Origin of the sequence: Vreelandella halophila (assembly GCF_009856365.1) — a bacterium.
Lineage (GTDB): Bacteria > Pseudomonadota > Gammaproteobacteria > Pseudomonadales > Oleiphilaceae > Halospina > Halospina utahensis_B.
This window is the reverse complement of record NZ_WMEX01000005.1, coordinates 268161-281746: the sequence shown is the minus strand read 5'-3', so window position 1 is coordinate 281746 and position 13586 is coordinate 268161. Positions and strand designations below refer to the sequence as shown.

Annotated in this window: 14 protein-coding genes; 11 read left to right on the top strand and 3 right to left on the bottom strand. The window is 63.6% G+C overall.

The genetic code is table 11. The features are described 5' to 3' along the window. Positions 1-120: 120 nt before the first annotated feature. The 11 genes from ubiE to GLW01_RS10940 all read left to right on the top strand — a co-directional run bounded on the left by ubiE (position 121) and on the right by GLW01_RS10940 (position 9726). Complete coding sequence (ubiE, locus tag GLW01_RS10990) at positions 121-870, top strand: bifunctional demethylmenaquinone methyltransferase/2-methoxy-6-polyprenyl-1,4-benzoquinol methylase UbiE (RefSeq protein ID WP_160899067.1); 750 nt, start codon at positions 121-123, stop codon at positions 868-870. Continuing rightward, complete coding sequence (locus GLW01_RS10985; RefSeq protein WP_160899066.1) at positions 870-1493, top strand: ubiquinone biosynthesis accessory factor UbiJ; 624 nt, start codon at positions 870-872, stop codon at positions 1491-1493. Before ubiE ends, GLW01_RS10985 begins: the two co-directional genes overlap by 1 nt. Continuing rightward, positions 1490-3124, top strand: a complete 1635-nt coding sequence (gene ubiB, locus GLW01_RS10980) for a ubiquinone biosynthesis regulatory protein kinase UbiB (RefSeq protein WP_160899065.1) — start codon at positions 1490-1492, stop codon at positions 3122-3124. Before GLW01_RS10985 ends, ubiB begins: the two co-directional genes overlap by 4 nt. Before the next feature lies 1 nt (position 3125). Then, positions 3126-3536 carry a phosphoribosyl-AMP cyclohydrolase gene (hisI, locus tag GLW01_RS10975; RefSeq protein ID WP_151439967.1) on the top strand — a complete coding sequence of 137 codons (411 nt, stop codon included), beginning with the start codon at positions 3126-3128 and terminating at the stop codon, positions 3534-3536. Further along, the gene (locus GLW01_RS10970; protein ID WP_160899064.1) at positions 3536-3874 is read left to right on the top strand and encodes a phosphoribosyl-ATP diphosphatase; all 339 of its coding nucleotides are present in this window, start codon (positions 3536-3538) and stop codon (positions 3872-3874) included. The genes hisI and GLW01_RS10970 overlap by 1 nt, the downstream gene beginning before the upstream one ends. A 16-nt stretch (positions 3875-3890) precedes the next feature. Then, entirely contained in the window at positions 3891-4151 is a 261-nt protein-coding gene (gene tatA / locus GLW01_RS10965) for a Sec-independent protein translocase subunit TatA (protein WP_160899063.1), read from the top strand. A gap of 10 nt (positions 4152-4161) precedes the next feature. Further along, positions 4162-4518, top strand: a complete 357-nt coding sequence (gene tatB / locus GLW01_RS10960) for a Sec-independent protein translocase protein TatB (RefSeq protein WP_151439964.1) — start codon at positions 4162-4164, stop codon at positions 4516-4518. Then, positions 4515-5279, top strand: coding sequence for a twin-arginine translocase subunit TatC (gene tatC, locus GLW01_RS10955; protein WP_151439963.1), 765 nt, complete (start codon positions 4515-4517; stop codon positions 5277-5279). Before tatB ends, tatC begins: the two co-directional genes overlap by 4 nt. Then, positions 5276-5998: a 16S rRNA (uracil(1498)-N(3))-methyltransferase gene (locus tag GLW01_RS10950; RefSeq protein ID WP_160899062.1), complete on the top strand. Its 723-nt coding sequence runs from the start codon at positions 5276-5278 to the stop codon at positions 5996-5998. Before tatC ends, GLW01_RS10950 begins: the two co-directional genes overlap by 4 nt. Positions 5999-6085: 87 nt before the next feature. Further along, a complete protein-coding gene (locus tag GLW01_RS10945; RefSeq protein ID WP_202405678.1) occupies positions 6086-7891 on the top strand; it encodes a chloride channel protein in 1806 nt (601 codons plus the stop codon). Between the two features lie 23 nt (positions 7892-7914). Then, positions 7915-9726, top strand: a complete 1812-nt coding sequence (locus GLW01_RS10940) for a chloride channel protein (protein ID WP_160899061.1) — start codon at positions 7915-7917, stop codon at positions 9724-9726. Here the strand turns inward: GLW01_RS10940 and GLW01_RS10935 are convergent, their stop codons facing one another. From GLW01_RS10935 to pepP, 3 genes are read right to left on the bottom strand one after another with little or no spacing between them, the layout of a single operon-like run. Continuing rightward, positions 9727-11004: a UbiH/UbiF/VisC/COQ6 family ubiquinone biosynthesis hydroxylase gene (locus tag GLW01_RS10935; protein WP_160899060.1), complete on the bottom strand. Its 1278-nt coding sequence runs from the start codon at positions 11002-11004 to the stop codon at positions 9727-9729. Then, on the bottom strand, positions 10997-12250 hold the full coding sequence (ubiH, locus tag GLW01_RS10930) for a 2-octaprenyl-6-methoxyphenyl hydroxylase (RefSeq protein ID WP_160899059.1): 1254 nt from the start codon (positions 12248-12250) through the stop codon (positions 10997-10999). The genes GLW01_RS10935 and ubiH overlap by 8 nt, the downstream gene beginning before the upstream one ends. After that, the gene (pepP, locus tag GLW01_RS10925) at positions 12243-13586 is read right to left on the bottom strand and encodes a Xaa-Pro aminopeptidase (RefSeq protein ID WP_151439957.1); all 1344 of its coding nucleotides are present in this window, start codon (positions 13584-13586) and stop codon (positions 12243-12245) included. Before pepP ends, ubiH begins: the two co-directional genes overlap by 8 nt.

Sequence of the window (13586 nt, the reverse complement as noted above, 5' to 3'; positions counted from 1 at the left end):
ATTACGGGCGTTGCGCGCAATTTTACGCAACTACGACCCATGAGGCGAGTGGAGCTCACCCGGCGCAGACAAGCGGGCACTCCGGGGTTAGAATACGCCAAAGCATTAGCGGAGGTCCCCATGGCGGATCAGGACACCACCCATTTCGGTTACCGCGAGGTGCCGAAGCAGGAAAAAGCGAAGCACGTCGGCCAGGTTTTCTCCTCGGTTGCCAGCCGGTATGACCTGATGAACGACCTGATGTCCATGGGCATCCACCGGCTGTGGAAGCGCTTCACCATCGAGCTGAGCAGTGTGCGCCCCGGCCACCGGATCCTGGACATCGCTGGCGGCACGGGCGATCTGACCATGCAGTTCGCGGACCGTGTGGGCACCGAAGGCGAAGTTGTGCTGGCCGATATCAACCAGGAAATGCTGGAGGTGGGCCGGGATCGCCTGATCGACCGCGGCTACGCCGGGCGCGTGGACTACGTGCAGGCCAACGCCGAGTGCCTGCCCTTTCCGGACAATTACTTCAATGCCGTCTCCATTGCCTTCGGCCTGCGTAACGTCACCGACCAGAACCTGGCGCTGCGCGAGATGACCCGCGTCCTCAAGCCCGGCGGCAAGCTGCTGATCCTGGAGTTCTCCAAGCCGGTCAACCCGCTGCTCAGCAAGGCCTACGACACCTATTCCTTCACCGCCCTGCCTCTGATGGGCCGGCTGGTGGCTGGTGACAGCGAGAGTTACCAGTATCTCGCCGAATCCATCCGCATGCACCCGGACCAGGAAACCCTCAAGGGCATGATGGAAGACGCCGGGCTGGTGCGGTGCAAGTACCACAACATGACCGGCGGCATCGTGGCGCTGCATGCGGGGATCAAGCCCTGATGGGACTGGGCGGCACACTGCTCGACCAGGCCACCACCATGGCCGCCTCCGCCCTGAACCGTGCTCTCGAAGCGGACCCGGCGGCCAGGGACATCCTGCTTGAAGAGCTGGCTGCGCCGGTGGCGATCACACTGGTGCCCTTCGGGGCCACCCTGACACTGGCGCGTTCGGGCGACCGCCTTGCCCTGAAACAGGGCCCGTCCGGCCCGGGAACGGACACGCACATCACCGCCACGCCACTGGCGCTTCTGGCACTGGCTGGCGGCGACACCAGCGGCCTGGACCAGGGCCTGATCACGGTCGAAGGAGACAGTGAGCGCGTCCGCCACCTCGCACACCGACTGCATGCGCTGGCGCCGGACTGGGAGGCTTTCCTGGCCCGTACCCTCGGGGATGTGCCCGCTCACGTCATCGCCCGGCGTCTGCGGGATGCCCTGCGCTGGAGCCAGCAGGCGCGCGCCTCGGTACACGCGAACATTGAGGATTACCTGCACGAGGAATCCGGCCTGGTGCCCGGTCGCCACGAGGCCGAGGCCCGATTCAGTGACATCGATGCGCTGGAATCCCGCGTGAAGACGCTTGAGAACCGCCTCAACAACCTGGCGCCCGGGGAGGACCATTGATCAACCTCGGCCGCCTGCTCCGGATCCTGTGGGTTTTCAGCCGCTACCGGCTCGACACCTTCCTGCGCCTCCTGACCCTGCCGGCAGGCATCCGCTTCCTGCTGGCCATCGCCCCCTGGCGTCTCTTCCCGCAGCCGGAAGCCAATCGCGGCGAACGCCTGCGCCAGGCCATGGAGGACCTGGGCCCGGTGTTCATCAAGTTCGGCCAGATCCTCTCCACAAGGCGCGACCTGCTGCCCGAGGATATGGCCGAATCACTGGCCCACCTCCAGGACCGGGTCGCTCCCTTCGACAGCGATGACGCCCGCGTTATTGTGGAAGCGGAACTGGGAGCGGACATCGCCGACTGCTTCAGCGAATTCGAACAGGATCCGCTGGCCTCGGCCTCCGTGGCGCAGGTGCATGGGGCGAAGCTGCTGGACGGCACCCCCGTGGTGGTCAAGGTCATCCGCCCCGGCATCGAGCGGGTCATCCGCCAGGACATCCGCCTGCTCCACCTGATGGCGCGGCTGCTGCAGCGCTTCTGGGCGGAAGGGCCGCGCCTGCGCCCGGTGGAGGTCGTGACGGACTATGAGAAGACCATCTTCGACGAACTGGATATGCAGCGCGAGGCGGCCAACGCCAGCCAGCTGCGGCGCAACTTCCCGGACTCGCCGCTGATCTACGTGCCCGAGGTCTACTGGTCCCACACCGGGCGCCGGGTGGTCACCATGGAGCGGGTCAGCGGCATCCCCATCGGCGACACGGCGGCTCTCCACGCCGCCGGCGTGGACATGAAGGTGCTGGCGGAGAAGGGCGTGGAGATCTTCTTCACCCAGGTTTTCCGGGACAGTTTCTTCCACGCCGACATGCACCCCGGCAACATCTTCGTGGATGCCTCCAACCCGGCGGACCCCCAGTACATCGCGCTGGATTTCGGCATTGTCGGTACCCTCGGGCCCTCGGACAAGAGCTACCTGGCGCGCAATCTGCTCGCCTTCTTCCGGCGGGACTACCACCAGGTCGCGGCGCTCCATATCCAGTCCGGCTGGATCCCCGCCGACACCCGCGTGGATGAATTCGAGGCCGCCATCCGCACCGTCTGCGAACCCATTTTCGCCAGGCCGCTGCGCGACATTTCCTTCGGCCACTTCCTGTTGCGCCTTTTCGAGGTGGCCCGCCGCTTTCACATGGAGGTCCAGCCCCAGCTGGTCCTGTTGCAGAAAACCCTGCTCAACGTGGAAGGTCTGGGCCGCCAGCTCTACCCGGACCTGGACCTCTGGGCCACCGCCCAGCCCTTCCTGGAGAACTGGATGCAGCAGCAGATGGGCCCGCCCGGTGTGATGCGCTCACTGCGCGAACACCTGCCGGACTGGGCGGAACAGGCACCAGAAATGCCCCAGCTGTTCCACGACGCGCTGGAGCGCCTCGCCGGCGACCCACCGCCCGTGCAGCCGCAGCCCGCGCCCGCCGATACACACCGTTTCCGCCTCTGGCCCCTGCTCGGGGCGGCCGCCTGTGCAATGGGGGCACTGGCAGTGGCGGAACCCGGCCTCCAGGAATGGCTGAAGAACCTGCCGGCCGCCAGCTGGATTCTGCTGGGCACCGGCGGCGTGTTATTCTGGTATGGCAGTAACAGCAGTGGACACTGAGATGACAGCAGACTCCCAGCCCGGATGGATCGGCGAGGTAGCCTTCAACGAAGACGGCCTCGTTCCCGCCATCGCCCAGGATACCGCCAGCGGCGACGTGCTGATGATGGCCTGGATGAACGCCGAAGCGCTGGAAAAGACAGCGGAAACCGGCGAAGCCGTCTATTATTCCCGGTCACGGGACCGGCTCTGGCACAAGGGCGAAAGTTCCGGCCATGTGCAGAAGGTCCACGAGATGCGGCTGGACTGTGATGCGGATGTGATCCTGCTGCGGGTGGAACAGATCGGCGGCATTGCCTGCCACACCGGGCGGCGACACTGCTTCTACCGCCGACTGGAGAACGGTGCCTGGCAGGAATCCGGAGCGGTCCTTAAGGACCCTGAAGCCATTTACGGAGCGGAGCAGAGCTGATGGACACGGTACTGAGCCAACTGGCCGAGGTACTGGAAGAACGGCGCCGGAATGCGGACCCGGACGACTCCTACGTTGCGAAGCTCCATCACAAGGGGCTCAACAAGATTCTTGAGAAGGTCGGGGAGGAATGCACGGAAACCCTGATCGCGGCCAAGGACGCGGAACACTCCGGAGACAACCGGGAGTTGATCGCCGAAACGGCGGATCTGTGGTTCCACAGTCTAGTCATGCTCTCCAACCGGGGCGAAGGCCCGGACGCAGTGCTCGATGAACTGGCACGGCGTTTCGGCCTCTCCGGCCTTGAAGAAAAAGCCCGGCGCACGCCGGAATCCTGAACGGGAGGAATTCAACATGGGTGGAATCAGTATCTGGCAGCTTCTGATCGTCTTCGGCATCGTCATTCTGGTGTTCGGGACCAAGAAACTGCGCAACATGGGCGGCGACGTCGGCAGCGCCATCCGCAACTTCAAGCAGGCCATGAACGATGGCGACAGCGGGAAGTCAAAGGATGAGGAGCAGGAGGACGACACCCCGGGCGGTCGCACTCTGGAGCAGAAGAACAGCGAGGAGACGCCCGAAGCGGAGAAGCGCCGCGATCACGAGCATTCCTGAGGCGCCCTGAATGTTTGATCTCGGGTTCCTGGAGCTCTTCCTCTGCGGCGTCATTGCCCTCCTGGTACTGGGGCCGGAACGGCTGCCCACAGCGGCACGCACGGCCGGGCACTGGATCGGCAAGGCCCGCCGCATGACCCGCCAGTTCTCCGAGGAACTCGACCGCCAGGTCAAGGCCGAGGAGATCCGGGAACAGCTGCGCCGGGAGAAGAGTGACATCGGCTACGAGGACATCCAGAAGAACATGCGTGAAGCTCTGGACGAGGCGAAGCTGGATGAGGACTACCTGAAATCCGACTCCCGCAGCAGCAACAGCAGTGACGGCACCGACAAGGACCACCAGGGAGGCCCCCGGAACCCCTCATGAGCCAGCAGGACGACTCCCTCGACGAGAACACCATGCCGCTGGTGGCCCACCTGGTGGAGCTGCGCAACCGGCTGCTCAAGGCCATTCTCGCCATCCTGGTGATCTTCCTGGCGCTCTACCCCTTCGCCAACCAGCTCTATGCCTGGCTCTCCGGCCCACTTCGGGCCTATCTGCCCGAGGGCAGCAGCATGATCGCCACGGACGTGGCAGCCCCCTTCTTCGCGCCCCTGAAACTGACCCTGGTGCTGGGCACCTTCCTGGCCATGCCGGTGGTGCTCTATCAGATCTGGCGCTTCATGGCCCCGGGGCTGTACCGCCACGAAAAACGCATCGCCTTTCCGCTGCTGGCCTCCTCCATCCTGCTGTTCTACCTGGGGGCAGTGTTCGCGTACTACGTGGTCTTTCCACTGGTATTCGCTTTCTTCACCTCCGTGGGGCCGGCTGAGGTTACGGTCATGACGGACATGAGCAGCTACCTGAGCTTTGTGCTCAAGCTGCTGTTCGCCTTCGGCATCGCCTTCGAGATCCCGATCGCCATCATGCTGATGATTCTCAGTGGTGCCACGGATACCCAGTCCCTGCGCGAGAAGCGCCCCTACGTGGTGGTGGGCTGCTTTGTGGTGGGTATGCTGATGACGCCACCGGACATGATCTCCCAGACGCTTCTGGCCGGACCCATGTGGCTGCTGTTCGAGATCGGACTCATCTTCGGTCGCATGGTCGAGCGCCGCCGCCCACCGGATGATGCGGACGCGGCATGAACCTGCTCCTGCTTCACCCGGAACAGTTGGTGACGCCGGAGCGGGCCCGTGTAACCGGTCGCCAGCTGCAGCACCTCCATCAAATACATGGGGCCAATACGGGCGACTCACTGAGAGTGGGACTGCGTGACAGCACCATGGGGACGGGGCGGATCGAACACCTGGATGCGCACGAGGCCACGCTGGCCATAGAACTGGATGAGGCGCCACCTGCGCCCCTGCCACTGACCCTGGTACTCGCGCTGCCACGCCCCAAGATGCTGCGCCGGATCATCCAGTCCGTCGTTTCCATGGGCGTCAAGCACCTCGTGCTGGTCAACAGCTACCGGGTGGAGAAAAGCTACTGGCAGACCCCCTGGCTGCAACCGGAATCCCTTGCTGAACAGATCACCCTGGGGCTGGAACAGGGGCGGGATACCGGGTGGCCGACAATCCTGCAGCGCAACCGCTTCAAGCCCTTTGTAGAAGATGAGCTCGCTGCCATCACAACCGGGAGCCACCGTCTGATCGCCCATCCCGGCAGCGCCGGTGCCTGCCCGCAGGGCCTGGACGAACCTGTAAGCCTTTGCATCGGCCCGGAGGGCGGCTTCATTCCCTATGAAGTGGAACTGATCCGCGATCAGGGTTTTGAACCGGTGCATCTGGGACCACGAATACTGCGCACGGAAACCTTTGTTCCTGCAGCTCTCGGGCGTTTATTCGATATCCCCAATGGGTAAGCTGCTCAGAACAGAAAAGCAGGATTCCTTGCAGCGGCTTCACGCTTTGTATAAGAATAGTGATCGCTTTACCTCCGCATGGTCTCTATGAGCCAAACCACCAACAACCAGACTGAAGGGTCAGCCACAGCTCCGGTCGAGGGAGCAAGCCCGAACCAGCCTCTCAACGCCAGCATCATGCTGATCCTGGCAGTGGGGGTGGGTATCTTTGGTGGTTTCAGTGCGATTGCCTTCAAAGCCATCATTGGTTTTTTCCGCAACCTCTTTTTCTATGGCGAGCTGAGTCTGGCCTTCCAGCCGGATATCCATATCGCCCCGAGCGTCTGGGGTGCAGGGGTCATCCTGGTGCCTGTTGTCGGTGCCATCATCGTTAACTGGATAACCGAACGGTTTGCTCCGGAAACCCGCGGCCACGGGGTCCCGGAAGTGATGAACGCCATCTACTTCAGCCAGGGCCGGATCCGGCCCTCCGTGGTGATCGCCAAGGCGCTGACTTCCGCAGTTTCCATTGGCAGTGGCGGGTCTGTCGGGCGTGAAGGCCCTATTGTCCAGATCGGCTCAGCCTTCGGTTCCAGTCTGGGACAGCTCATCACCATGCCGGCACGCCAGAGGGTGGTGCTCGTGGGCGCAGGTGCCGCAGCCGCGGTGGCCGCAACCTTCAATGCCCCGATTGGCGGGCTCGCCTTTGCCATGGAGCTGATGCTGGTCTCGATCAGTGCCCGCACAGTCACCGTGGTGGCAATTGCCACGGTAACGGCGACCTATATCGGGCGTTTCTACAGCGGCCTCCACCCCTCGTTCGATGTCCCCGAGCTGGTGGTCTTTGAGAACCATCTGGTGGGCTTCTACTCACTGTTGGCCTGTATTCCGCTGGGGGCGCTGATCGGCGTCATTTCATCCGGTTTCATCCGCTCCATCTATTCGTTCGAAGACTGGTTCGAACGCCGCTTCACCAACTCCTATGTGCGCCATGTCAGTGGGATGGCTGTCGTCGGCGTCATGCTGTACGGATTCATCGTCTATACCGGCCAATACCACATTGGGGGGGTTGGCTACCCCACTATTCTGGATGTTCTGCGCAGTATCCTCTCCGATCCACTGTTCCTGGCCCTGCTTTTCCTGGGTAAATGGCTGGCAACAGCGCTGACGCTGGGCTCCGGCGCCTCCGGCGGCGTTTTTGCTCCTTCGCTGTTTCTCGGCGCCATCTTCGGAGCCCTGTTTGGCAACCTGGTCCTGATGGTCTTTCCGGCCAGCGGCGTCGATCCAGTGGTACTCGCGATTGCGGGCATGGGCGGCATGATCGCGGGAACCACCGGTGCGGTGCTGACCGCCGTCATCATGGTCTTCGAGCTGACCGGTGACTACGCCGCCATGCTGCCGATTATCGCAACGGTGTCTTTTGCCTACGCGGTTCGGTCGGCGATCACTGAGGAGAGCATCTATACCCTCAAGCTGGTACGACGGGGCTACAGTGTTCCCCACGGCCTTCAGGCGGCAACGTCCCATCTCCACAGCGCGGGGACACTGATGAATACCGAATTCGACCTGATTGATGTCCAGCTTCTGAGACAGTGGGAGGCGACCCACACCCCGGAAAGGGCCCCCCGTTACGCCATAGCGGTGGATGACGACACCATTGATGGTGTGGTCCATGAGAACCTGCATCTTCTGAGCGCTCCGGAAAACACTGACTGGACCATTGATCGCAACTTCCTCAGGGTCACGTCCGAAACCAGCTGGTCAAAGCTGATGCGCTCCATGCATGCCAGCAACTGCGAGGTGGTTCTCGTCATGCATGATGAAAACAGTCAACGGGCCACGGATGTCCTGGGCGTTATTACCCCGCGCGAGATCTCCCTGGCGTCCAAGGAAGACGCCTACCTCATGCATTAACATCCAGGGGTCACGACCTGCCCATGAGTACTGATACGTCCCTGAACCGGGAACCGAATGACGAGCGCGAGGCACCCGCGCTCGTTTTTTCCCTGATCGCCGTTATCGTGGGCATTGTCACGGGCCTGGGCGCGGTTCTCTTCTATTACCTCATCAGCTTTTTCCACAATCTGTTCTTCTATGGGCGCCTGAGCCTGACTCTGGGTGGGGAGAGCCTTCTGGAACCCAGCATCTGGGGCCCTTTTGTAATCCTGGTTCCCGTGATTGGCGGCCTGGGCGTGGTCTGGCTGACCCGTACGTTCGCACCCGAAGCGCGTGGCAGCGGCGTTCCCGAAGTCATTGATGCGGTTTACTTCCGGGAGGGGCTGATCCGCCCTGTTGTTGCCGCCGCCAAGTCGCTGGCCTCCGCATTGTCCATCGGAAGCGGTGCGTCAGTGGGCAAGGAAGGGCCCATTATCCAGATCGGGGCGTCACTCGCCTCAAGCATTGCCCGCCTGGTCCATCTCAGCACCTGGCAACGCATCACCCTGATTGCTGCCGGCGCGGGAGGGGGGATTGCGGCCACCTTCAATACGCCACTGGGCGGTGTCATGTTCGCGGTTGAGCTGATGCTGCCCGAGCTCAGCGTCCGGACCTTCATGCCCGTGGTGCTGTCGACCGCCACCGCCAGCTACATCGGGCGCACCACACTGGGGATGACGCCGGCATTCGTAATCCCCGCACCAGAAGCCGTCAGCGCGGGCGCTCTGGACTTCTACAACATTGCAGCCATGAGTGTTCTGGGTGTCGCCTGCGGTGTTACGGCCTGGCTCTTCATTCGCCTCCTGTCGTTCACGGAAGTCACCTTTGAACGATTGACCAGCAACCAGTACCTTCGCCACGCCACTGGCATGCTTTTTGTCGGCCTCATGCTTTTCGGCTTCCAGTACACCTATGGCCATTACCATATCGCCGGTGCCAATTACGCCACCATCAGCGAAATACTCCACGGGAACCTGCTGGCGTTTCAGCTGCTTGTGCTGCTGTTCGGGGCCAAACTGCTGGCGACGACCCTCAGCCTGGGCTCGGGATCATCCGGTGGTATCTTTTCACCAGCACTTTTCCTGGGTGCGACACTGGGGGCTGCGTTTGGCATCGCACTCTCCCTGATCTGGCCAACCGCGAACATCAATCCCATGAACTATGCCGTGGTTGGCATGGCCAGTGTTGTCGGTGGTGTTACGGGGGCGGCACTGACAGCCATTGTGATGGTGTTCGAGATGACACGCGCCTACACGATCATCATCCCGCTCATCATTGCTGTTGCCGTCGCGATCGGCATCCGCCGTGCGCTGATTGATGAAACGATCTACAGCATCAAGCTGACACGCCGCGGCAAACATTTTTCAAGTGAACGCCACCGCAACCTTTTCCTCATGCGTCGCGCGGAGGAGTTCACCGAAGAGGGGATTGCCACTCTTCCCGAGGCCACCACCGTCAGCAATGCCTTCGAACTTCTGGGGCGTGAGGCCGAAGTCCAGTACCTGTTGCTGACCGACGAGTATGATGAGGTCAGCGGAATTCTCTCATTTGAAGGCCTGCTCGCAGCCGAACATGAACACCATGAAGACTGGCCGCTGGCGAGGCTGGGCCACCGGCGGTTCGTTCAGGTAGGGGCCAGGGATCTGCTCAGCCAGGTGGTGCAGCAGCTGACCCAGCAGGGAGTGGACTATGCACTGGTCTACGCCGGCGCGGCGGAAACCGGCCTGGCCGAGGAAGTGGTGGGTGTACTCGACAAGGATCACCTGGCGGACAGTGTGATGGAGCAGTTCCGGAGCTTCAGCACCACCCCCTGATCACTCCGCTTCAGCCGGCAGGGGCGGCGAGAACCGCGGCAGTGGATGACGGCTGCCCATGGCCTCGGCCGCAATCCGGTTCTTGATGCCAGTCTGGCTGTCCAGCCAGCGCATGCCAGTGTTTCGCAGCCAGCGCAGGGGCAGCTCATCCCGGGCGAAGAGCTGCTTGAAGCCCTCCATGGCAGCCATGAGCGACAGATTCTCCACCTTGCGCCGGCGCTGGTAACGCTGCAGGGCGCTGGAGTGCGAAGGCTCCAGACCACGCTCCATGGCCAGCCGGATCTCGTCCGCCAGGACAGCCGCGTCCGCAAATCCGAGGTTGACTCCCTGCCCAGCCAGCGGATGGATGGTGTGTGCGGCATCCCCGACCAGAACCACCCCCGGACGCGTGTACTCCCGGGCATGACGCTGGCGCAACGGCAGGGCATGGCGTGTGGACACCGCCTCCACCGCCCCGAGGGTCCACTCCAGTGCCGCGCCCAGCTCACCGGCGAAGGCGCCTTCGTCCAGGTTCATCAACCGCGCCGATTCTCCCACATCCTGGGACCAGACGATGGAAACGAACCGGTCACTGCTCTCCTCGTTGGCCAGAGGCAGGTAGGCCACCGGGCCCGTGGTCATGAACCGCTGCCAGGCGGTGCGCTGGTGGCCGTATTCCGTACGCGCGGTACACACGATCGCCTGCTGGTCGTAATCCCACTCGCGGGTAGCCAGACCGGCCCAATGGCGTATGCGGGAATTGGCACCATCCGCACCGACCACCAGCCGCGCCTCGAGCCAGCGGCCATCGCTGAGCATCACCGCCGAGCCCGCGCCTGTCGGGCGCCAGTGACGGACGTATTCCCCGTCCAGCCAGGTCAGGTTGGGTTCCGCCACCATGGCCCGGGCCAGCGCGCCCAGCACTACCCGGTTCTCCACAATGCTCCCCAGCCGGGAAAGCTGGAGTTCAGCAGCGTCGAAGTGGATGCTGCCGGTACCCTCTGCATCCCAGACACGCATTTCGCGATACGGGCAACAGCGCCGGGCTTCAATCTCCGACCAGATACCAAGGTCCTCGAGCAGCTGCCGCGTGCCCTCGGTCAGGGCACTGACCCTTGGCTCGAACCCGTGGACAGTGGTAGCCGGCTCCAGCTCATGCAGCTGGGTCTCCCGGGACTGGGGCTCCACTACGGTGACCTCCAGCCCCTGGCGGGCCAGCAGCAGCGCCAGTGCGCCGCCAACAAGGCCGCCACCCACAATGGCAACGGTGGTGCGTTCCGTAAGCGGGGTATCAGTCATGGCCGAGGGAGCTCCGTCTTGTGTTCAGTCCCATGTTGCGCTGCGCCAGCCAGTGCCGCGGACCAGGCGCTGCGTCCAGAGCCGCCAGCCCCAGGTCCCGGAGCCGGCCGGGGAAACCGCCCTTTTCCGAGAACACCCGCACCAGGCTGTCGGAGAAACCGACAATGGCGTCCACATCCTGCTGATGGGTCGCTACATAGGAGGCCAGCGTTTCCGGCTGGCCCAGGGAGGCCGGTTCATCGGCAGCCCCAGCCAGGCGGCTGCTGAGCCGCATCAGCCCGCGCAGGGCCAGGTTGAAACCCTGTCCAGCCACCGGATGCAGGGAATGGGCCGCATTGCCCACCAGTACCACCCCGGGGCGTACCGGGCTGGCGACCTGCTCCAGCGCCAGCGGGTAACTGTGGCGCTGCCCCACGTGCTCAAACCGGCCCTGCCGCCAGCCGAAACGCTGCTGGAGCTCTGCCAGGAAGGCATCGGTGCCCAGGGCCATGCGGCGCTCAATCTCGGTACTGTCCATGGTCCAGACCAGCGCGTAGTCATGGCTGCCCCTGTGGGGCAGCAACGCCACGGCTGCGCCGTCGGCAAAGCGCTCATAGGCCTGGTTCCGGTGCGGCTCACCCATGGTGACGGTGGCGACCAGGGCGTGCTGGCCATAGTCCTGCCGGCGGGCACTGAACCCCAGCTGTTCGCGCAGGCCGGAGCGGCCCCCATCAGCCACCACCAGGAGACGCGTCTGCCACCACAGCTGCTCACCGTTCTGTTCCACCAGAACCTGCGCACCCTCACTGCCGGTCTCCGCCGTGACCACCCGCGCCGGGCAGAGCCAGTGGGTGGCGGTTTCCTGAAGGGCAGAGACCAGATTGAGACCCAGCCAGGCGTTATCCACCACATACCCCAGCGCCTCCGTGCCGTGCTCCGACGCATGCATGCGGGTGGTTCCGGGGCGGCCCCGACTGGAGACATGGATGTGCTCAATAGGCGTGGCGGCGCGGGCAAGCTCGGGCCAGACACCGAGATCCTCGTAGATCAGACGGGAGCCGTAGGCCAGCGCCGTGGCGCGGGCATCATAGCTGGGCTGGAACTGCGTCTGCGGGTCCACTGATGGATCCAGCGGGGAGGATTCCACCACGGCAACGTCCAGCGACGGCGCCTGCCGGGCCAGGCCAAGCGCCAGGGAGGCACCCGCCATGCCGCCGCCAACAATGAGCACATCACAGTGGCGAATCGAGGAACCCGGATCACTCATCGGCCATCAGCGCCTCAATGTCCGCTATCTCCTTGGGCACATCCGGTGTCAGATTGCGGTAACCGGAGCGGGTTACGACCACGTCGTCCTCGATGCGCACGGCAATGCCCTGCCAGCGCGCCTCCACGCCCGTCTTACCCGGCGGGATGTAAAGCCCGGGCTCAATCGTCATCACCATTCCCGGCTCCAGCACCCGCCAGGCGCCACCAATGCGGTAATCCCCAACGTCGTGCACATCCATACCCAACCAGTGACCGGTCCGGTGCATGAAGAAGTCGCGGTAATGGCCCTGCTCCACAACCTCCTCAAGACTGCCGGTGAGTATGCCCAGATCCAGAAGCCCCTGGCTCAGGACCTCGACAGCTGCCTCATGGGGCTGGTTCCAGTGATTCTCGGGCGTAACCTTCTCAATCGCCGCCTTCTGCGCCGCCAGCACGATCTCGTAAACCGCTTTCTGCTCCGCCGTGAAACGACCATTGGCCGGGAAGGTACGGGTGATGTCCGCGGCGTAGCCGTTGTACTCGCAGCCGGCGTCGATCAGCACCAGATCGCCGTCCGCCAGCATGCCCTGGTTCTCGGTATAGTGGAGAACGCAGCCATGGGAGCCGCTCGCGACAATGGTCGGATAGGCGGGCGCACTGGCACCCTGATCCAGGAAGCGGTAGAGCAGCTCCGCCTCCAGCTGGTATTCGCGCAGTCCAGGACGGGCGCGGCGCATGGCCTGGCAGTGCGCATCGGCGCTGATCCGCCCGGCCTGCTCCATGACCCGAAGTTCCGCCGCACTCTTATAGAGGCGCATGTCGTGCAGAGTGTGCTCCAGGGCCACGAACTCACCCGGTGGCTTGGCCCCGCTGCGTACCCGCGCACGGATGCTGTTGACCCATTCCATGACCCGGCTGTCGAAGGCCGAATCCCGGCCGATGGAGTAATAGACCCGTGAGCGCCCCTCGATCAGCCCCGGCAGGATGTCGTCGATGTCGCTGACGGGAAAGGCGTCATCCACGCCATAATCAGCCACCGCGCCATCCGGACCCACCATGAATCCATCCCAGAGCTCCCGGTCGGGGTCGCGCTCCCGGCAGAACAGGACCGTCTCACCGTGTTCCCGGCCGGGAACCAGCACCAGCACCGCGTGCGGTTCCTGGAAGCCGGTGAGGTAGAGGAAGTCGCTGTCCTGACGATAAGGGTATTCGGTATCCCGGCTGCGGGTCCGTTCCGGGGCCGCGGAGACAATGGCGATACTTTCCGGCGCCATCTGCTCCATCAGGCGGCGCCGGCGGCTGGCATGCTCGTCACGGTCAATTGCGGTCTGGGTCTGCTTGCTTGCGGCGGTCAT

Bases quoted from the DNA above. Each gene is read 5' to 3' on its own strand.
- GLW01_RS10940 (WP_160899061.1), top strand. From the start codon at position 7,915: ATGAGTACTGATACGTCCCTGAACCGGGAACCGAATGACGAGCGCGAG.
- ubiE (WP_160899067.1), top strand. From the start codon at position 121: ATGGCGGATCAGGACACCACCCATTTCGGTTACCGCGAGGTGCCGAAG.
- tatB (WP_151439964.1), top strand. From the start codon at position 4,162: ATGTTTGATCTCGGGTTCCTGGAGCTCTTCCTCTGCGGCGTCATTGCC.
- GLW01_RS10945 (WP_202405678.1), top strand. From the start codon at position 6,086: ATGAGCCAAACCACCAACAACCAGACTGAAGGGTCAGCCACAGCTCCG.
- GLW01_RS10985 (WP_160899066.1), top strand. From the start codon at position 870: ATGGGACTGGGCGGCACACTGCTCGACCAGGCCACCACCATGGCCGCC.
- hisI (WP_151439967.1), top strand. From the start codon at position 3,126: ATGACAGCAGACTCCCAGCCCGGATGGATCGGCGAGGTAGCCTTCAAC.
- ubiH (WP_160899059.1), bottom strand. From the start codon at position 12,250: ATGAGTGATCCGGGTTCCTCGATTCGCCACTGTGATGTGCTCATTGTT.
- pepP (WP_151439957.1), bottom strand. From the start codon at position 13,586: ATGACCGCCGCAAGCAAGCAGACCCAGACCGCAATTGACCGTGACGAG.
- GLW01_RS10970 (WP_160899064.1), top strand. From the start codon at position 3,536: ATGGACACGGTACTGAGCCAACTGGCCGAGGTACTGGAAGAACGGCGC.
- tatA (WP_160899063.1), top strand. From the start codon at position 3,891: ATGGGTGGAATCAGTATCTGGCAGCTTCTGATCGTCTTCGGCATCGTC.
- GLW01_RS10935 (WP_160899060.1), bottom strand. From the start codon at position 11,004: ATGACTGATACCCCGCTTACGGAACGCACCACCGTTGCCATTGTGGGT.
- tatC (WP_151439963.1), top strand. From the start codon at position 4,515: ATGAGCCAGCAGGACGACTCCCTCGACGAGAACACCATGCCGCTGGTG.
- GLW01_RS10950 (WP_160899062.1), top strand. From the start codon at position 5,276: ATGAACCTGCTCCTGCTTCACCCGGAACAGTTGGTGACGCCGGAGCGG.